The organism is Sphingobacteriales bacterium, assembly GCA_016711285.1.
In the GTDB taxonomy this organism is placed as follows: Bacteria; Bacteroidota; Bacteroidia; order Chitinophagales; family UBA2359; genus JADJTG01.
This window is the reverse complement of the sequence record JADJTG010000002.1, coordinates 155,031-175,534: the sequence shown is the minus strand read 5'-3', so window position 1 is coordinate 175,534 and position 20,504 is coordinate 155,031. Positions and strand designations below refer to the sequence as shown.

Annotated in this window: 16 protein-coding genes and 2 pseudogenes; 11 read left to right on the top strand and 7 right to left on the bottom strand. The window is 40.3% G+C overall.

All coding sequences use genetic code 11. The features are described 5' to 3' along the window. Nucleotides 1-170: 170 nt before the first annotated feature. The 6 genes from IPL35_00945 to IPL35_00920 all read right to left on the bottom strand — a co-directional run bounded on the left by IPL35_00945 (nucleotide 171) and on the right by IPL35_00920 (nucleotide 8,935). Complete coding sequence (locus IPL35_00945; GenBank protein ID MBK8442052.1) at nucleotides 171-2,315, bottom strand: hypothetical protein; 2,145 nt, start codon at nucleotides 2,313-2,315, stop codon at nucleotides 171-173. 61 nt (nucleotides 2,316-2,376) lie between these two features. Continuing rightward, a complete protein-coding gene (locus IPL35_00940) occupies nucleotides 2,377-3,588 on the bottom strand; it encodes a thioredoxin family protein (GenBank protein MBK8442051.1) in 1,212 nt (403 codons plus the stop codon). 171 nt (nucleotides 3,589-3,759) lie between these two features. Next, nucleotides 3,760-4,845: a hypothetical protein gene (locus tag IPL35_00935; GenBank protein MBK8442050.1), complete on the bottom strand. Its 1,086-nt coding sequence runs from the start codon at nucleotides 4,843-4,845 to the stop codon at nucleotides 3,760-3,762. Between the two features lie 227 nt (nucleotides 4,846-5,072). Next, nucleotides 5,073-5,561, bottom strand: coding sequence for a hypothetical protein (locus tag IPL35_00930; protein MBK8442049.1), 489 nt, complete (start codon nucleotides 5,559-5,561; stop codon nucleotides 5,073-5,075). 298 nt (nucleotides 5,562-5,859) lie between these two features. Beyond that, the gene (locus tag IPL35_00925) at nucleotides 5,860-7,299 is read right to left on the bottom strand and encodes a tail fiber domain-containing protein (GenBank protein MBK8442048.1); all 1,440 of its coding nucleotides are present in this window, start codon (nucleotides 7,297-7,299) and stop codon (nucleotides 5,860-5,862) included. Nucleotides 7,300-7,516: 217 nt separating this feature from the next. Beyond that, complete coding sequence (locus tag IPL35_00920; GenBank protein ID MBK8442047.1) at nucleotides 7,517-8,935, bottom strand: hypothetical protein; 1,419 nt, start codon at nucleotides 8,933-8,935, stop codon at nucleotides 7,517-7,519. A gap of 167 nt (nucleotides 8,936-9,102) precedes the next feature. Here IPL35_00920 and IPL35_00915 point away from each other — a divergent pair, with 167 nt between their 5' ends. The 11 genes and pseudogenes from IPL35_00915 to IPL35_00865 all read left to right on the top strand — a co-directional run bounded on the left by IPL35_00915 (nucleotide 9,103) and on the right by IPL35_00865 (nucleotide 19,054). Further along, complete coding sequence (locus IPL35_00915; protein ID MBK8442046.1) at nucleotides 9,103-10,161, top strand: T9SS type A sorting domain-containing protein; 1,059 nt, start codon at nucleotides 9,103-9,105, stop codon at nucleotides 10,159-10,161. Between the two features lie 165 nt (nucleotides 10,162-10,326). After that, nucleotides 10,327-11,409 carry an LptF/LptG family permease gene (locus tag IPL35_00910; protein MBK8442045.1) on the top strand — a complete coding sequence of 361 codons (1,083 nt, stop codon included), beginning with the start codon at nucleotides 10,327-10,329 and terminating at the stop codon, nucleotides 11,407-11,409. Between the two features lie 180 nt (nucleotides 11,410-11,589). Beyond that, nucleotides 11,590-11,832, top strand: a complete 243-nt coding sequence (locus tag IPL35_00905) for a DUF3098 domain-containing protein (protein MBK8442044.1) — start codon at nucleotides 11,590-11,592, stop codon at nucleotides 11,830-11,832. An 83-nt stretch (nucleotides 11,833-11,915) separates the two neighbouring features. Continuing rightward, nucleotides 11,916-12,725 carry an undecaprenyl-diphosphate phosphatase gene (locus IPL35_00900; GenBank protein ID MBK8442043.1) on the top strand — a complete coding sequence of 270 codons (810 nt, stop codon included), beginning with the start codon at nucleotides 11,916-11,918 and terminating at the stop codon, nucleotides 12,723-12,725. Nucleotides 12,726-12,907: 182 nt separating this feature from the next. Then, nucleotides 12,908-13,900: a hypothetical protein gene (locus IPL35_00895; GenBank protein MBK8442042.1), complete on the top strand. Its 993-nt coding sequence runs from the start codon at nucleotides 12,908-12,910 to the stop codon at nucleotides 13,898-13,900. A 45-nt stretch (nucleotides 13,901-13,945) separates the two neighbouring features. Further along, complete coding sequence (locus tag IPL35_00890; protein ID MBK8442041.1) at nucleotides 13,946-14,578, top strand: HAD family phosphatase; 633 nt, start codon at nucleotides 13,946-13,948, stop codon at nucleotides 14,576-14,578. 323 nt (nucleotides 14,579-14,901) lie between these two features. Beyond that, a complete protein-coding gene (locus IPL35_00885; protein MBK8442040.1) occupies nucleotides 14,902-16,359 on the top strand; it encodes a peptidase S41 in 1,458 nt (485 codons plus the stop codon). A gap of 54 nt (nucleotides 16,360-16,413) precedes the next feature. Next, nucleotides 16,414-17,447: pseudogene (locus IPL35_00880) on the top strand (hypothetical protein). 222 nt (nucleotides 17,448-17,669) lie between these two features. Next, nucleotides 17,670-18,548 carry a pirin family protein gene (locus IPL35_00875; protein ID MBK8442039.1) on the top strand — a complete coding sequence of 293 codons (879 nt, stop codon included), beginning with the start codon at nucleotides 17,670-17,672 and terminating at the stop codon, nucleotides 18,546-18,548. Between the two features lie 14 nt (nucleotides 18,549-18,562). Next, nucleotides 18,563-18,766: pseudogene (locus tag IPL35_00870) on the top strand ((4Fe-4S)-binding protein). Nucleotides 18,767-18,772: 6 nt separating this feature from the next. Further along, nucleotides 18,773-19,054: an N-acetyltransferase gene (locus tag IPL35_00865; GenBank protein MBK8442038.1), complete on the top strand. Its 282-nt coding sequence runs from the start codon at nucleotides 18,773-18,775 to the stop codon at nucleotides 19,052-19,054. 223 nt (nucleotides 19,055-19,277) lie between these two features. Here IPL35_00865 and IPL35_00860 read toward each other — a convergent pair whose 3' ends face one another. After that, nucleotides 19,278-20,501, bottom strand: a complete 1,224-nt coding sequence (locus IPL35_00860; protein MBK8442037.1) for an acyl-CoA dehydrogenase family protein — start codon at nucleotides 20,499-20,501, stop codon at nucleotides 19,278-19,280. Nucleotides 20,502-20,504: the final 3 nt, after the last annotated feature.

Below are 20,504 nucleotides of genomic sequence, written 5' to 3'. Positions count from 1 at the left end.
TTTGCCTTATCTTTATAATTAATTCTGTGTTTGGCTATTTTAAGACAGGATAAAAAAAGTATAAAAGGCGGTAGTTTAATATCCGAATTTGAATATCGGGCTTTAATTATCGCTTAGAACAAATTTATTATCGTCAAATTTTTGAAACTAAAATGCCGTAGGTGTGCTGTTTACTGTGTGATGCTTTCGCAATGCCATATATTTAATTTTTCGGCGGCTTCCAATTCTTTTGTCAAGATGTATTTATAGCCTTTTTTGTCTTTTTCAAAGTTGTTCTCTATCAATCCCTTTTTGCCGCTTAATATACTCGGATTATTCATATCGCCACGCAGCGAATAATACAAATTAAAACCGCCTCTTGTGTTCAGTTCGGGGGTTTCGTTGTAGTTGATTTTGTTGGATTTTATTTTTTTTGCCAGTGTATTTAAAGCATCTACGCGAATGTTGTACATCAGATAATTCTGAAACGTATGTTTTCCTGAAAAATCTATATTGAAAATATTGCTTTCAATGTTCATCGGGTAAAAATGCAATACACGGTTTCCTATTTCAAAATGGTTGCTTAAAGTATTGAATTGTACACGCTGCAATTCGTCTATGCGGGCATATTTTGCCAAAGTAAGCATCGGCTGAAAATTGACGAGCTCGCCGCGCTCCACCGCTATATCTGCCGTTGCCCACAGTGTTTCTTTGTCCAAAGTATTGTCGGACAGCAAATTGGCTCGCAGCAACATATTAAGTTGTAGTGTGCCTTTGATATTTTCGGCTTTCAGCACGTCCATTCCAAAATTCTCACATTGCGTAAAAAGTGTTTCCAAATCGGCATTTTGCATAATGATGTGGTTTTGTGTGCGCCAAGTGCTGTCGGGCAGCATACCTATATTGGATCGCAGCGTTATATCGCCGCCGAAGGCTTTGCCGCTCAGTGCCATTATTTTGATGCTGCGGTCTTCAAAGCACAACAAACCCTGCAAATTTTCTATTTTCAGTGCTTTGTTTTCAATAGTTCCTTCCTGAATTTGCATAGTGCCACCCAAGCGGTGCCAGCCGTTTTCGGCAGTCCACGCCCACGAAAAATGGTTGAGTGCTGCTGCTCCCTGCGCATCTATGTGCGGAAAACGGTCTCTGAAAATGCGCAACAGCGACAAGGCACAATTACCGTGCAAAATACCCTCCATTTGCGGATTGTCAAAGTTTTTGTATTGCATTTCCATCGTCATTTCCTGTTTGTCGGCAGTAAATTTCAATGGTCTGATATTGATTTCGTAGCGGTCGGCGGTGAGGGAGGCTTTGTTGTCAAAAGTAAAATCGGCGGTGATATTATCTAAGGGCAGTTCCCATTTTTTGAGCATCAGTGCTGCATTTTTTGTAGTCATTTGCGCCACCAAACGCGGCATTTCCGTTTCCGACCAGTTGCCTCTGATATTGATGGTGCAGGCGGCTGTTCCGGCTTCCAACTCCACCGAATCGGCGTAGGCGTTGTACTCTTGCGGCAACAATATTGCCAGTTTTTCAACCGGTAGTTGATCGGCTTTGATGCTCAAATCCAGCACATTGGAGGCAGTTTTGCTGCTGATATTGCCCTTGATGTCAAATTCCAAATCGCCAAGAGCAATTTGAGTATTTTGAAAATCGTAGTGGTTTTTTTGCCAGTCTATAGAAATGTCGCTGTTGCACTGCAAAGGAATTTTGCTAAAATAATGCAAAGAATCGGCATAATATTGCTGCACGATACCTTGCACTTGCATATTGAAACGGGCATTTTTGTCGTTGTAGCTGCCTTTGATATTGCCCTGCTGCACCATCGCCTGCATGAGCACCGAAGCATCAGCATTTTTATATTCCAACTCCATATTTTCCAGCAGAATTTCGTTCAACTGAAGATTTTTTGAAGAGGACGAAGATGTTTTATTTTCTTTAAAAATATCAAAATTGTAATTTCCCTTTGCATCGCTGCGAATGTGCAAAAAACCTTCCGAAAAAACGAGGGTATTTACTTCATAGTTTTCGGAGAGCAAACTGGAAATATCAAATACAAAACGCAATTCTTCGGCTTTGAGTAAATACACATCGGCGGCAAAAGCATCGGGGAGCACCACATCGTTATACACAAAAGAAACACGCGGAAAATCTTTGAGCAAAGACATATCGCTGTCGCCGCGTGCTTCTGCTTTTACGCGCAAAGCGGCGTTGAACTGCTGCAATAGCAAACGACTCAACTGTTCGCTGTACAGGGCTTCTATGAGCAAAGAAGCCACAGCAAAAAGAAGGAGCAAAATAATGCCCAAAAAAAAGAACCTTTTTATCCAAAGCATGGCGGCAGGTGCGGGGATAAAAATATATCAACAGAAAATCGTAGAAAATTGGGTTGTTTTTCTACGGCAACTGCTCTATTTTTTTGATTAAATCCAAGGTGTTTTGGTGATATTTTCCCTGCGATTGGGCAATTTCTACGGCTTTTTGTGCATACACGAGTGCTTCTTGTTTGCGTTTGAGTTTGTACAAAATAGCCGCCATAGTATCGTTGTTGTTGTAGGTGCTGTTGAAAGTAACGGAGAGTTTTGCCCAGTTGAGGGCTTTTTCCAAATAGGCGGTTTGGTCGGTATTTTCAAATACTATCCAGGCGATGCTGTTCAAAAATTCGGCATCGCGAATGTCGTATTTATCCATTTCGGTAGCTGCTGTTCTCAAAAAATCGTTCCAGCGTTTAGTCAGGCGGTAGTATTCCAAATCAATACGCATACCCAACATATCGGCATCGGTGCGCCCCAAAGCTTTGATAGCTTCTTTGCAACGCCCCACCAAAGCATCATCGCCGCGTTCGGAAGCTGCCTTCAAACTATACGCTACGGCGATGTTGGTTTTTCCGGCAATCCACGTTTCGCCGAAACGCTCACTGTAAGCGGGCAGATTCTGCAACATTTTCCACAACAAAGGCGATTCCACATTTTGCGTGTTGGTATAGGCAAATACCATATTTTCCTCTTTCAGCCAGTCGCTGCTGTCATTTTGTGTAGTAATGTATTCGTTTACAACGGCGGTGGCATCTTTATTTTGTAATTTTAATACCTCTACATATTCCATCAAAAATTCGGGCTTGCGCTCGCCGGAGATATATTTTTGTTCCATTTCTGCCATTTTGGCGGGGCTGTAAAGTCCTCTTTTACCCAAAGTCAAAAAGGTCATACTATTTTGATAGCCTTTGGTTTTGGAAACCATCTCGCCCTTGCTGTCGAAAAATATCAAAGTAGGAAAAGCATCTACGCCCCAGATGGCATCTAAAGCAGGACCTTCGCCGGTTTGCATATCTACTTTGAAATTGATGAAATTTTTGTTGTAAAAACTACCCACTGCGGGGTCGGTAAATACTTCATTTGCCATGCGTTTGCACGGACCACACCACGAAGCATAAGCATCTACAAAAATAGCTTTGTTTTGTTTTTTTGCTTCTTGTTTTACCTGCTCCCAAGTGCCGTGAAAAAACTCAATGCCCTGCGAGCCGCCGTGTTTGACGGCTGCTGCTCCTTGTGCCCACAAATTAAGTGTTGTGGCATAACAGCAGACTACTATCCAAAGAAGATGTTTCATAAAAATCAATGAAAAAGATAAAATTTTGTCCTAAAAAATGAACCCCTTACCTTTATTGCACACGAACAACAGCAAGGCGACAAATGTTTTAAAAAATTAAATTGCTGCAAAGTTCGTATTTTTCTACAAACATGCAGCAATTCGTTTTATAAAAAGAAAGGTTAAAAAAGATTAAGGCGTACTTTGATTGACCTGAATGTTGCCGTTGCCGCCGTTGTTCCATTGTACGGTGCAGGAAGTGTCGTTGTTGCCGCCGCCATTTGTTATTGTGCCGCCGCTTATTATCCATTCGTAGGGAATTCCGGCAGTGCCGCCGCTTACGGTGTAGGTATATGTGTCGTTGGTGCAGACATTTGCTGCTCCACTGAGCGTGAGCGTGTTGGTATTGATGCCGCTTTTGGCATAATTGGAAGCCGTTTGCCAGGCGATTTGCTGAAAAATAGCCGCCTGTGTGGGTGTGGGTACAGGGTTGGCTTCGGTGGTGTAGGTAGAATAGGGGGTGTTCCAGGGATCGGTGAGTGCATTGGGCAACCCTTCAGGCGAAGTTTTGTTAAGACAACTGTACATCACGCAGGCAATAAAATAAGCCCCGCGCAACGAAACGTGAATATTATCTACAAATAAATCGCTCAAACTGCTGATACCCGGCACTGCTCCAGCATCAATGCTGTCGCTGAGTACCAACAAGGCTTGCCCCGCAGGAACTACAAAGGCATTGCAAACGCCGTATTTTTCGTTGATGGAGTCGGCAATGGATTCCCACTTGGGCAAGTCTTGAATGATACGGTCTTTGAAGGCTATCAGGGTGTCAGGGTCCCATTCCCACGAAGTGCAGCCACTCCCCGTACCCGAATAGATGCAATGCCAGGTTTCATATACATACAATTTTACATCAGGATTATATGCGCGTGCGTATATAAAAAACGAGTCGGCATATTCGTGGGTATTCCACTCTAAATAAGCATCTAAAGGCAAAGCTTCGGTGAGCAAAAATTTATCAAAACCGCCTTGCGGCAGCGTAGTTGTCCATGTGTCGCCCTGTCCGGTATCGGGGCTGGTATAATGCCAGTACAAAGAAGCACCATTGCCGATATTGGCGTTGTAAGGAAAAGAAATTCCGGCAGCGTCCGACAATTTTTTCACCATATTGGGCGTATGAAAATTAACCAGACTGTGCCCCAGAAAAAATGTTTTGTTGTTGGTTTGGGCGTTGAGCAAAAAAGGCAGCAGTAGGCAATAAATCAGAAAATATTTCATGGTATTGTATCGGATTTTGAAGATGTATAATAAAAATGTAATGTAAAATTTAATGGTTTATAATCAATATTCATATCATTATAAAAAATACAAAAAAGGACTTTTGCTTATAACTGATTAATATTTTTTGTTCTCCCATATCAACTGTCAATGCAAAAGCCCTTTTCTGAATCTACAGAAATTTTTATCACTATCTATCTTTATCCTATCTTTCACTTTGTTTTTTGTTATTGTTTTTGAGCTTCATAAGAGCCGTTGCATTGCGTGGTGGCGTTGTTGCCCTGTATTTTGAGCAAGCCGCCGCTGCTCAACGAATAAGTGCCTTCTAAGCAGTTGGTGGCATTGTTGCCGCTGCCGCAAATTTTGATGCTGTTGTTGCCCGAGATTGTGTAGTAGGTAGTTATTTCGGTTGTTTGTGGAGGCAAACCGTCCATTTGCATTGTAGCAGTGGTAATAAATTTGCCGTCTGCCTGAATTTTTAGTATATAATCCATACAAATTGTGATACCACCTTCATCTACACAGCCGTTGTCTTGCAGTTCATTATACAATAAATCAAGATTATCATCTGTACAGATAAAATCAATTTTATTTACTTTATAAGTGCCCACCAAATTGGTATCACTGCTATTGCTGTTATCATCATCATCTTTGTTGCAAGCCACAGAACACATTGACACTAAAAGCAACAATAAGGAAAATGAGAAGTGTTTCATGATATTTTTTATTTTGTTTTTTTTAAAATATGAAGGAAAAAAGGAATTAAAGGTTATCCAAAATAGGGTGTAAAGTTTGAAAAAGAGGCAAAAGCGATTCTCTGTGTAGAGCTTAAAAAATCGCTTTTGCGAGTATTGAATTGGTTTAACTTTTACTTTACTTTACTTTACTTTCATCTATAATATAAGTATCCTGTTGATACTGCACATATTTTGAGTAGAAGAGTACAAAAGCGGCGCATCACGCTACCGCTTTTGCGGTGATTTAATTCTTCTTCTTATGTGCTGTATTTAGGTTTTATTTGGTTAAAATCATTTCTTTAGCGGCTACTTTTTCGCCATTCACATAGAGTGTATAAACGTAAGTGCCTGCCGCTAATTCGTTGCCGCTGATATTGACAGTACCTGTACCTTTATTGGTGATATTGATGTTTTTTGCCACTTTACCGTCCAAAGTCACCACTTGCAGTGCTGCATTTTGCGCATTTTCGGGAACAAAGTAGCTGATGCGAGTGCTGTGATAAAAGGGATTGGGTACGTTTTGTTCCAAACGGCTTTCTTCTATCATTTCTACATGGAGCGAAGGTGTAGTTTTGTTGCTGTTGCTTTGCAGGCAGGGGAGTTCTTTTGACAAGAGATTTTCAAGGGCGGTTAGGCGTGCTTCGAGCGATTCGTTTTCACGACTCAGCCGTTCTACTTCATTTTTTAAATCCGATTTATCTTCTTGTAAATCCTCGATCATTGCTTGTTGTTCCTGAATGGCATTTACCATTGCATAACGCAGCGCATCAATATTGATACTCAAAAACTTGCCGCTTTTAATAATTTCACCTTTGTCGTTGGTTTCGCTCAATTCCGTTTCTTCCACCATATAAGGAGCTATTTTTTGCAGGTCTTGTGCTAATACACCTACTATTTTTTTACTGGAAGGCAAACCGTATTCACCTGTATAGTTGTATCTATAAGGGCGAATTTTTTTAATCAATTCCAACCCGTCGCTATAATTTTCTATATTTTCTTTTAAGCGACTATCAGAAACGACAGTCCACACACTACTACCATCGGTTTTAGCAGCGGTGCCAGTTCCAGATACAGTTAGCTTATAAGCACCGTAACTACCACTTCCAAGTTGAGCATTTCCGTTATCTTTCAAGGTAAACAGGCCCCCCGTTGTTTGTAAAGCCACATTGTATAGTGTTCCGGTGCCGGGACCTTGCATATTATTAATCAAAAGACTTCCAAGACCAGTAGTGATGCTTCCAGTTATTGTACCATCGTTATTTTTAAAATTCAGAACCGATCCAAGAGTATTCGGACCCGATAAAATATCCACCGTTCCTTTGAATCGTGCGGCATAATCGCTACCCGCTAAATAAGCCGAATTTGAAATATCTCCGGCATCATTTTCCTGATAAGTAGCAGCCAAACCTACCGCAGTACCAGGATTTCCATTGTAGCCATTTACATTTGCCCAAAGCCCAAAATCGCGATTAGTTGCATCTATGGCTCCATATCCATTTATTTTAGTTGTGCTTAAAGGTAAAGTACCGCTCATTCCCTTGGAAATAATAGCATTGCCTATACCGTAAGTATATTGAGTAGCCTCAATCGCGCCGCCACCTGCACCTGTAGCAACGTAATTATTTTCTATAACTTCCAATTTCGCACGGGTACTTTGCGCCTGTGCGCCCAAGTTTATCATTAAACCCAAGGCAGCGATAAAAATTTTTGTTTTCATTGTTGTCAATTTTTTTTTTGAGAAATGATGTAAAAAATGTATGTAATTATGATAAATGCTTGCTTGTTATTTATCATAGCACAAAATTATCTCTCTCTACAGCCTTTAAGAAGTACATTTTTTGCGGTTTGTAGCTTCTAAAAATATTGTTTTTTATACAATAAAAACACATAAAAAATTGATTATCAATATTTTGTGTACTTAATTTTGCTCCATTTTATAATTGAGCCAGCAACCACGTTTTATCGGCAACTTGTTTGCTGTTTTCAATTTGCAGGCGTAGGGCAGCACGTTTTTTGCGGTCGCGCGGGTTGATGAGTACCAAGCGATTGATAAAGCGCAGCATATTCAGATAATTGGTGCGCTGAATGGCGGAGATGAGTTTGTTGCGGTGCAGGAATTTCCTAAAACTGTCTATCAACGAAAACAAAGCATCGGTTTCGTCGAGGTGGTAGTAGGTTTTGATGAGCAGCGACTTGCTATCTAAGGCATAAAAAACATCCTGATATTCCACACCGTGCAGCAACTGAATGGTTTTTTTGTAGGCTTTGGTATAAAAATGGTAGCGCGCCAGATTGTAGGTATAGGCATTGTCGGCAAATTCTTCGCTTAGATGCTGTCGGTAGGTCTTTATAAAATCTTTCACCCAATCAAATTCGCCGAGCAGCAGAGCCACTGTGCTGATATTTTTGTAATGCCAAGGCGACAAGTATTTATCTTGAAAAATCAGTCGGTTGTTGAGTGTAATTTGGTACAATCCGAAAATTTCCCGCAGATACTCCCGTCGTCCTGCATTGATTTGTCGGGTACAAAAATTCATCATATAAAAATACATATCGCGTAGCTCATAAGCCCCGATACTGCCGCTTGCTGCTTGCAGCATATCTTTGAGTATGGTAAAATAATGATCTTGTTGCCCGGTGTCGGTGAGCATTTGGTAGATGTGATAATAAATATTGACGATAGGAAACTGCAAATAATCGCCCTGAAGATGGAGTTCTTTGAGGAGTGCATCAAGCAGCCATATTGTATTGTCTCCGGCTATAATTTGGTGGTGGTTGATGATTTCGCAGGCAAACTGCATTTTTTTGAGGATATAATGAACATCTAAAAAAAACAAAGCCGCTTTAAAATTTTCTTGCTCGCGCACAAAGGTTTTTTCTAAATAAAGCCGATACTCATCTTCTAGTTCAAAAGTATTTTTATAATAAGCCGCATCTTGAATTATTTGATTTTTTTGCAGTTCGCGCTCGTGCTGATACATTTGTTTGTATTCTTTATCTGTATTTTTCGTTCTGAAAAAGCGCAATTTTAATTGAGCGCGGGTATGCGTTTCGTATTTGAGTTGCTCGAAGGCGGCAAAGGTTTCAAGGGTTTTGACGGCATCGCTTAAAAGCAAACGAAAAGTGCTGTCGTGAAAAGGGCGTTGGGGATAAATATGGGCAAATATTGCGCTTTTGTTCAAAAAATGTTCTTCTTTTTTTTGAAAACCGACCTTTAAATATTCTAATAAATTTTGCACTTCGGGGCGCGTATAGTGGTAATTGCTATGGATAAAATACAATAAATTACTCCATTCGTCGGCAGAAAGTTGCGCTAATAAACGAAAAAGTTTAGGTGTATTGTTGTTGATCATTTTTTTGTAAAACGAAGATAAAAATGTTAAAATCTGTATAATGAAAATATCATTTTCGTTTGTAAAATAAAAATACTATAATTTTGTGTTTTATAAGTGCTAATCCTTCATTACCGTATTAAAATTTTTCTATGTTATTTCTTCGAAACTTATTTGTGTTTTTGTGTTTGCAGGGCTTTTTTGTTCAGCAACTCTATGCACAATGCGAAGAACTCTCCGCCGACTGTGTGTTTCCGGGTGATTCTAACCACGATGGCATTATAAATAAATATGACGTATTTAATATAGGTATCGGCTACGGCAGCAGTGGAGTGCCGCGTGCTGAGGTCAGTACCGTTTTTCAGGGTTACGAAGCCACCGACTGGACGCAAAATTTTGCAGACGGCACCAACTACAAACACGCCGACTGCAACGGAGATGGTATTATTGACATAAACGAAGATGCGCTCGCCATTGCCATCAATTACAACTACACCGTGGGCAAAAACAGCGAAGCGGCATACGCCACCGCCGATGGTGCGCCGCCGATATGTATCGATGCCATTGAAAATCCACAGGCAGCCACACATTATTTTGTAGATGTAAAAATCGGTACGGCAGCTTTGCCCGCTAATGATATTTACGGCTTCGCTTTTAATGTGTATTACGACAATACCAAATTTGAAAGCATCAACTTTTACCCTTATGAGGAAGGCTGGTTTTTTAACGGCATTTCTATTCCCGACCAATTGAAGTTTGTAAAATATTTTGATGACGAAGGACGTATAGAAGTCGCTTATGTGCGCACCGACCAAAATGGAACAGGCGGCTTCGGCAATGTGGCGTATTTAGATGTGGTGACGATTGACAATATCAGTGGCGAGGCTTTATTGTTTGAGATAGATCAAGTGCGCGGCATTAATGCGCAGGGGCAGGAAATTCCGTTGGATATATGCGATGCCAACACCACCGAAATAGATGCGTTATCTGCCCTTGTTCAGCACCCCGATTATGTATTTTCCAATCCGGTTGTGGGCAAGCAGCACCTTTTGCAGTGTCCGGCGGCGGCAACGGGCAAGGTGTTGCGATTGACGGATATGCAGGGAAAAACGGCATTGCAACAAAATATCTCTGCGCCTTATATCAATATTGAGTTGCTGAATACAGGCTTATATCTATTGGAAATTGCAAGCTCCGAATACCCCGAAAAAATTTTACACCGTCAGAAGTTGCTCATTCACCAATAAATCCGAACATAAAAAATATGTGATATTCAAAAAGTTCGGTAAAAATCGAATGATACCTTTCGGAGAAAATAAAAATTTGCTCAGTACCTAATTATTGGAGCTACCTTTCTACCTTTGCTCCCGTTTTTAAATTGTTTTTATCTGCTGTTTAATTTTGTTTTTTCTTTGAAAATTTTAGATTTATACATCATCAAAAAATTTTTGGGCACTTTCTTTTTCACGGTGTTGCTCTTTGCTGCTATTTCGGTGGTAGTAGATGTTTCGGAAAAAATTGATGATTTCATTGATAAAGGGGCTTCTATGCAAGAGATAATTTTTCAGTATTACCTCAATTTTATCCCCAATATCGTGTTTATGCTGTCGCCGCTTTTTATTTTTATAGCGGTGATATTTTTTACTTCGCAAATGGCTTCGCGCTCCGAAATCATTTCTGTTACCAACGGCGGCGTGAGTTTTTACAGAGTACTTTTTGTGCCTTATATGATAGCCGCTGCCTTGTTGTTTGCGTTGCAAATGTATGCCAATCACTATTTAGTGCCACAAGCCAATACCCGCGCCAATGAGTTTATTTTTAAATACCTCAAAAGCAAATACAGCGAAAACGAGCGTAATGTGCATCTCAAAATAGACAAAAACACCTACATCTATGTCAGTGGCTTCACGGTGCAGGATAGTACGGCACGCCGCTTCGCACTCGAAAAATTCAACGACAACAAAGAACTTACCTACAAATTGATGGCAGACCGCATCAAATACCACGAAGATAAAGGCACTTGGACACTCTATAATTGGTTTTCGCGCAGCATCAACGGTTTGGAGGAGCAACTGCTGTCGGGCGACAAAAAAGACACCACCCTGCTGCTGAAACCGGAAGATTTCGGGCAGAAAAAATACCTCAAAGAAACGATGAGTACGCCCGAACTCAACGAATACATCGTGAGCGAACAGGAAAAAGGTGCGAAAAATTTAGAACTCTTTATAGTAGAACGCTACCGCCGCACTGCCACACCTTTGGCTACTTTTATCCTTACTATTATGGGCTATTCCATTGCTTCGCGCAAGGTACGCGGCGGCTTGGGTGTACATTTATTTACAGGCATTGCATTGAGCAGCCTCTATGTAATTATGCTTCAGTTCAGCACCACCTTCTCTACCCACGCCGGCTTGCCGCCCCTGATTGCCGTGTATGTGCCCAATATCTTTTTTGGTATTATTAGCCTGTATTTAGTGTGGCGAGCGCAAAAATAATTTGGGAACACATATATTTCTTTTTTATAAAAAAAAACTTAAAAAAAGGAAATATCTTCCTGATACATTAAAAAGTACAATTATTGCTGTACCTTCGCGCTTGGAAAACAAGGTAAATAACCAATATTTATCCGAAATATTTATGTTCTGCATACAAGCAATCTATACATTATAAAAACGATGAAAGAAAAATATCAACATCATTTTTTATTTCACCGCCAAAATTTTTATTTGGTGATAGCAGGCGTTGTACTGATGCTGCTCGGCTTTTTGGTAATGAACGTTCCCGTCAATCCCGACCCCAATGTGTATGATGCCGAAAATCTCTACGGTTTTCGCGCTACGGTATTAGCTCCTTTTTTGGTACTTTTGGGCTTGGGTGTACAAATTGTAGCTATTTTATACCACCCGAAAGACCGCTAAAGAGGTTCTCTTTTTTTTTAGCTTAATCTTTTTTATGGCTGCTCCCTTTGTGTTGCGGCGTTTTTTTTACAAAATCCCCTTTGATGAGCAATTTAGAAGCAATTGTTATTGGATTAATACAAGGCATTACCGAATTTATCCCTATCAGCAGCGACGGACATTTGGAGTTGGCAAAAATTTTTCTCGGCTTAGATGCCTCCAACGACTTGACACTTACTTTATTGGTGCATTTTGCTACTTTACTGAGCATTTTTGTAGTAATGCGCCGCGATATTGCTTATCTACTGCAAGGTATTTTTGACAAACCTTTGAGTTCGCGGCAATATTATATGCTGCTGCTGTTGCTGTCGGCTGTGCCGGTGGGTGTGGTGGGCTTGCTCTACGAAGAGCAAATCAATGCGCTGTTTCAGGGCAGGCTGATGCTGGTGGGTTTGTTGCTTTTTGTCAATGGATTTATTTTGCTCTTGTCGCGCCTCAACAAACACGGCAACGGAAGTGTAACGCCGATAAAATCTTTTTTGATGGGCATAGCGCAAACGGTGGCGGTGCTGCCGGGTATTTCGCGCTCGGGCAGTACTATTTCTTTGGCACTGGCAATGGGCATAGAGCGCGAGCAAGCCGCAAGGTTTTCTTTTTTGATGTTGCTCATTCCTTTGTCGGGGGCTGCTTTGCTCAAAGGCATCAAGGCATTTACCGCCGAACAATCGCTCACCGCCTCCGTAAATTTTGTGCCCTATACCATCAGTTTTGTAGTAGCATTTATTACGGGTATGTGGGCGTGCAAGGTGATGTTTAAGTTGGTAAAAGCCGCCAAAATTGATTATTTCGCCTACTATTGTTTTGCTGTCGGTGCGCTGGCAATGCTGTATGCGTGGTGGAGTCCTGCTTATTAAAAAATTTTTCTTCAAAAATTTCATTTTTCATCAATTATTCGGAAGCTCAAAATCTCCGAAAAAGTGGATATAAGGAAGTGAATGTTAAGTATATATCGCACATTGTTCGCATTTTTTTATAAAAAATATAATATGATACGAATGAAAAAAATCTGCTGCTGCCTTTTTGCACGTTCATTTATTTGTGGGCAAGTACCGCCTGCGAACACAAAGATACACCCGACCCCAATTCGGGGACTTTTAATGTGAGCAGTGGCGTACTCATCGCCAACGAAGGAAATTTCGGAGCAGGTACTGCATCTATTTCTCATTATAATCCCAATACCGCTACCGCCACCGAAGATGTTTTTGCCGCCGCCAACGACAATCGTCCGCTCGGCGATGTATGCCAGTCGGTGACAAAATTCAATAATAAAATTTATGCAGTGGTCAATAATTCGTCCAAAATAGAAGTATTAGATCCACTCACTGCCGTTTCTGTCGCCACCATCAGCGGTGTGGCTGCGCCGCGCTACTTACAGGGTTTCGGCAACGCCAAAGCCTTGGTGAGCAGCAACAGCAACCATCTATCTTTGTTGGATTTAAACAACAACAGCATCATTAAAACCATTCCCACACAAGGAAGCACCGAAAAAATGTTGCTTCACGACGGCAAAATCTATATCGCCAACTATGGCGGCAACAAAGTGTATGTATTTGATACCGCCACTGAAAACCTCAGCGACAGCCTTACTGTGGGGGCGGGTGCAGCACAACTACAAATAGATAAAAACGGAAAATTGTGGGTGCTCTGCGCTTATAATTATTTTTTGGAAAATGTACCCCTCCTCCAACGTGTAGATTTAAACACGAAGCAAATACTAAACTTTGGGTTTTCCGACAACTCCTATCCTGATGAGCTGGCTATCAATGCCGCAGGCGATAAATTGTATTTTATCAATGATGCAGTATATGAAGTGCATGTAGATAGCACCTCCGCCAATACACCTTTCTTTTCCTCCGCCGGCGGCACACTCTACTCGCTGGCTTGCAATGCTGCCAACGGCGAAATATATGTGAGCGATGCACTTGATTTTCAGCAAAAAGGAAAAGTATATCGTTTGTCGGCACAGGGAGTACCTATCGATACTTTTCAGGTGGGCATTATTCCGGGTGATATTTATTTTTTGCCTTAATTATCAACAACTTATCATTCAAAAACCCTCACTCATCACTCCTGTATGAGCCGTATTCGTCATTTTCTTTTTGATTTGGGAAATACCCTTTTTGCCATTGATATGCAGAAACCGCTGGCTTACTGGGCAGAGCGCAAAGGCGTAGCAGTGGAGGATTTGCGCCAACGCTATCGTTTGGGGGAGGAGCACCGCCGTTTTGAGCGCGGAGCTTGCAGCGAAGACGAATTCAGGGCATCATTGAGCGATATGTTGCAAATCAGTCTGTCGCGGCACGAGTTTTTTTGGGGCTGGAATGCCATTTACGGCGATGCTTTTCCTTTTGTGGAGAGCGGGCTTCGCCAACTCAAACGGCAGGGAGCCGTATTGGGCGCACTCAGCAATACCAACATCACCCACGAAAAAATATTTATGGGAGCTTACCGCCATTTAATGGAATATTTTGACGATATATTTTGCTCACATCATTTAGGAATGATAAAACCCGACCCTGCTATTTTTAAGCAAGTTGCCGAACAATGGAAAGTGCCGCCGCAACAAATATTGTATTTTGACGATTTGCCTCAAAATATCAAGGGTGCGCGTATGGCAGGTATGGTGGCGGTGTGGGTACAAACACCCGAAGTTATCAGCGATTATATGGAAAAAATGAGCATCAGCGCGCCGAATTTTAATGAGTAGCCGCACCTGATGTTAATATATTAAAAGTGTCAGAAATTGGGTATTCACCAACTAATTGCGTTTTTTGGGATTGAGTTAATCTTAAATCACTCAATAAAGAACGTGTTTTTTGTAAAAAAAACAGCACTTTACAGGAAAATAGCTACAAAAAATTAGATATATTTCGCACCAAAAGTATTTTTTTCTAAAAAAAAACAACACTTTTGGTGCTTATTCTTTTGGGGGATTTGTATCAAATGTCTTAATTTTTAAAATTTTTCAAATACATTTAATTTTTCATACATTTATACCAAATATTTTTAACCAAAAAAGCAAAGACAATGATGCCGACATTAAAATTTTTTTTGTTTCTTATTTTTATTTCTGCCGCCACTTATGCACAAGATTGTAATTGCGAACAGACTTTTGAGTGGGTGAAAAAAACTTTTGAAGAAAACGATGCCGGTTTTCAGTATGTAATTGACAAAAAAGGCAAACAGGAATACAATAGCTACAATGCTTTGTTTTTGCCGAAAATAAAATCGGCAAACAGCAATAAACAAGATTGCGCTCAGGTACTCAATGAGTGGTTATGGTTTTTCAGAAAAGGGCATCTCGGCGTTATATTAACAAATAACGATGAAAACGGAGCAACAGCAAATACAGAAAAACCCGAAAGCAAAGCCGACCAATGGGAAACTCTGAATGTTGATTTGCCGGAATTTGAAAAATATTTGAATGGCAAAAAAGAATTGGATTATGAAGGTATTTGGGAGGCAAAACCCTATAAAATAGGCATTAAAAAAGAAGGAAACTCATATATCGGATTTATTGTGGAATCGGAGGTGGAATCTTGGAAAAAAGGACAAGTAAAATTGAAAATTGTTAAGGAAGAACAACAAATAAACGCCACCTATTATTTGCGCGACAAATCATCAAAAAAAATTAATTCGGCAGAACTCTTAGACGACAACTATCTTCAAATCGGTGAATTTATCTATAAAAGATTAAGTCCGGCTATACCGACCAATAAACAATTAGACGATTATTTCAGATTATTGACCTCCGAAGAACCTCTTGTTGAAACATTCAACGAAAATACGCTGATTTTGAGAATACCAACTTTTGATATGGCGGCTAAAAAGGATATTGACAGCGTAATTTTAAAGAACAAAGAAAAAATATTACAAACCGAAAATTTAATCATTGACATACGCAATAACGGCGGCGGCAGTGATGACAGCTATGAGGAAATTCTTCCATTTATTTACACAAACCCTATCCGAACGGTCGGTGCAGCATTTTATTCTACCAAGTTGAACAACCAAAGAATGTTGGATTTTATCAACAAACCCGAATATGGATTTGATGAAGTAGGCAAAAAATGGGCAAAAGAATCATACGATAAATTAGAAAAGCAACTCGGACAATTTGTTAATTTAAACGAAACCATCGTTGGCATTGATACCCTGAAAACAATTTATGATTATCCGAAAAATGTCGGTATTATTATTAATGAAAAAAATGGGAGTACGGCAGAGCAATTTTTATTGGCAGCAAAACAAAGTAAAAAAGTAAAATTGTTTGGCACTACAACCGCAGGTGTTCTGGATATTTCTAATATGCACATCGTGGATTCACCCTGCAAAGGATTTAAGCTGGCATATTCAATTTCAAAAAGTATGCGAATTCCTGAAATGACTATTGATGAAAAAGGAATACAGCCCGATTATTATATAGACAAAAGTATTCCTCAACACAAGTGGGTGGAGTTTGTAAATGGAATATTGAATCAGCATTGAGAAGCAGCGAGTCCTGAGTATAAAAAAATCTTAGAAAATAGAACGTAAAAAAATATGATTATAATCAAAAGAATCTCATTCAGAACCATACTCAACTGGACAGGTTTTCATCTTATATGGATTGGAGTGTGGGCAATAGTGGCGGTTGCAATATACAGATTTACAGGGTGGAGGTGGATGGCAATGCCGTGGTTGCCCTTGTCTATTGTAGGTACGGCGGTTGCTTTTTATGTGGGTTTTAAAAACAATTCTGCTTATGACCGTATGTGGGAATCCCGTAAAATTTGGGGGGCAATTACCAACGATAGCCGCACTTGGGGAATTTTTGTAAAATCATATATCAGTAATCAGTTTCGGACCAATAAAACGAGTGAAGAACACTTACGCTCCATCAAAAAAAATTAATAAAAAACCATATTGCTTGGCTCTACCAATTGCGAAGACAACTTTTGGAGGTTACTCATTGGGAACGCGCAAATCAAAACGGGCATTATAGGCGTTTGGCAGAAAAATACAGGCGTGCCGGTATCGGACAGTTTACTGACGAAAATACCGAAACCGAACTGGATAAATACTTAGAACCGGAAATACACAATAAAATCACACACTTCGCTAATCCGGCTGTGCAAATTATAGATTTACAATCTACTATTTTGGCAGATTTGCGTAAAGATGACATTATTGACGACTTCAGGCATATAGAGCTTCAAAATTTGCTGCGTTCATTTTATGAGCATCAGGGCAAAGCCGAGTGTATCAAAAAATACCCCTTGCCCAGACAATACGCCAATATGAGCAGCACTTTTGTGGGTATTCTTATTTTTTTATTGCCCTTTGGAATGGTAGGCGAAATGAGTAAACTTGGCGAATGGGGAATTTGGATGAGTATTCCGTTTACAATTTTGGTAGGTTGGATTTATATTACGATGGAGTTGGTTGGTGATTATTCCGAAAATCCTTTTCAGGGTATGGCAAATGATACTCCGATGTTTTCTATCTGCCGTAATATAGAAATAGATTTATTGCAAATGATGGGCGAAAATGATATTCCGAAGCCTATTGCAGCCAAAAACGGGGTGCTTATATAAAAAAAAGAATACTCCGTGTATGATTAAATAAGAGCAATATATATGTGCGTTAATTGAAGTGCCGTTGCTCCCACACTTTAAGCCAGAAGTTGATTTTTTAAACAAAGGTTATAAGTTTTTTGTCTTTATTTTTATGTAAAATATAAATCTTGATTTATATCAATGATGTATTGATATTTACAGTATATTTTTGCAATAAATATATGTTAAATAAGTAAAACTATGAGTACAAAAACAGTAGAATTTGTTGTTGCTCCGAGCGAATATCATTGGGTTGGCGATGGATTCAGGGTACATAATTTCATTCCGAGCACCTACGGATTAAGTATGAAAAGAATGAATCCTATTATTTTGTTGGATTATAATCCGAAATACAATTTTGCTCCGAGCGAAATTCCCAAAGGAGTAGGAGTACACCCTCATAGAGGTTTTGAAACCGTCACAATCGCTTATAAAGGCAGGGTAGAACACCACGACAGCAGCGGCGGCGGAGGCATTATCGGCGAAGGCGATGTGCAGTGGATGACGGCGGCAAGCGGTGTTTTGCACAAAGAATTTCACGAGAAGGAGTGGAGTAAAAAAGGCGGAGTATTTCAAATGGTACAACTTTGGGTAAACCTGCCCGCAAAAGATAAAATGAGCAGCCCCAAATATCAATCGCTCGAAAATGCCCAAATAAAACGCTTTATATTTGATGATAACATCGGAGAAATGGAAATTATTGCAGGAGAATATAAAGGCATAAAAGGAAGCGCAAACACCTTTTCTCCTTTAAATTTATTCAATGCCAAACTAAAAAAAGGGGCTGTCATATCTTTGAGCTTTCCTGCAAATTACAACACCGCATTGTTGGTAATAAACGGAGAAATTGTTGTGAATGACAAACAAAATGCAGCCAGCGACCAATTTGTATTAATGGCGAATGATGGCGAAATATTCACTGTTGAGGCTACAGCCGACACGATAGTTTTGATTTTAAGCGGAGAACCCATTGAAGAGCCAATAGCAGCGCAAGGTCCTTTTGTAATGAATACAAGAAAAGAGCTAATGGAAGCCTTTGATGATTTCAGCAAAGGTAAATTTGGATATTTGGAAGAATAAAAAATAAAGAAAAAATGGAAAATAAAGAATACAGCAACGGCGAAATTACCATCTTGTGGCAACCCCAAAAATGTGTACATTCGGGCATCTGCGTAAAAACGCTTCCACAAGTGTATAATCCAAAAGAAAAACCTTGGATAAAAGCGGAAAATGCCACTTCTCAAGAACTGATACATCAAGTGGCACAATGCCCTTCGGGCGCATTAAGTATTATAAAAAACTCCATTAATATAGAAAGGGAAGACAATGGAATAAAGGGAAGATTTGCGGCATACGAAAACGGCATACTTGCCGGCGAAATGACTTATACTTGGGCAGGAACAACAAAATTTATCATTGACCATACGAGCGTGGAAGAAAATTTTGAAGGAAAAGGAATTGGTAAAAAACTTCTTTTAAAAGCCGTTGAACTGGCAAGAGAACAACAACTAAAAATAATTCCTTTGTGTCCGTTTGCAAAAGCCCAGTTTGATAGAAACAAGGATATTGCAGATGTAAAATTTTAGGTTTTGAAGCAAATAATATTCATTAACTGTAAAAAAAAGAGCGCGGATCTGTATGAGATGCCGCGCTCTTTTTCTTTTATTTAATACCAAATATATGTACTAAATAGCCCAATCAAAATATTGAAAAATATAGTCAAAACTGCATATATTTTTATCTAAGTTAATAGAAAAACATTTATCAGTATTGGACTATATTTTTTATGTAAATGGTATAAAATAAAATTTATTTAAAAGCATTGTAGCCGGTTACGTCCATACCTGTAATGAGCAAATGCACATCGTGTGTACCTTCGTAGGTAATCACCGACTCCAAATTCATCATGTGGCGCATAATAGAATATTCGCCGGTGATGCCCATTGCTCCATGAATTTGTCGTGCTTCGCGGGCAATGTGCAAAGCCATATCCACGCTGTTGCGTTTTGCCATAGATATTTGAGCCGGTGTGGCTTTGTGCTGATTTTTCAACACCCCCAAACGCCAAACAAGTAATTGCGCTTTGGTAATTTCGGTAATCATTTCCGCCAATTTCTTTTGCGTCAGCTGAAATCCTCCTATTGGTTTATCAAATTGAATGCGCTCCTGCGAGTAGCGCAATGCCGAGTCGTAGCAATCCAAGGCTGCACCGATAGCACCCCACGCAATGCCGTAGCGAGCCGATGAGAGGCAGCTCAAAGGACCGCGCAGCCCTTTTATGGTCGGAAATATGTTTTCTTTGGGTAGGCGCACGTCATTGAACAATAATTCGCCGGTAGCCGAAGCGCGCAACGACCATTTGCCGTGCATTTCGGGCGTGCTGAAACCCTCCATACCGCGCTCTACCACCATACCGCGAATATCGCCGGCTTCATCTTTTGCCCACACTACCGCAATATCCGCAAAAGGTGCGTTGGAAATCCACATTTTTGAGCCGTTGAGTAAATAATAATCGCCCTGATCTTTGATGTTGGTGGTCATTCCCGCCGGATTGCTGCCGTGGTTGGGTTCGGTAAGTCCAAAACAACCCATCATTTCGCCAGTGGCTAATTTGGGCAAATATTTACGGCGTTGTTCCTCCGAACCGAATTCATAAATCGGAAACATCACCAAAGAACCCTGCACCGATGCCGTAGAACGGATACCGCTGTCGCCGCGCTCCAATTCCTGCATCAAAATACCATAAGAGATGTAATCCAAACCTTGCCCGCCGTATTCCACCGGAATCGTAGGTCCGAAAGCTCCTATTTCACCCAAGCCTTTCAAAATATGTTTAGGAAAATAGCAGCGTTGGGCGCAATCTTCTATAATAGGAGAAATTTCGCGTTTTACCCAGTCGCGGGCAGCTTCGCGGATAATTTTATGTTCTTCGCTCAACAATTCGTCCACGCCGTAGTAGTCGTGGTATTGATACAAGTCGGGCTTTACGGCACGTTGGAGCTGCACTTCGCTGTCGTTTAAAAAAGTATCCATTGA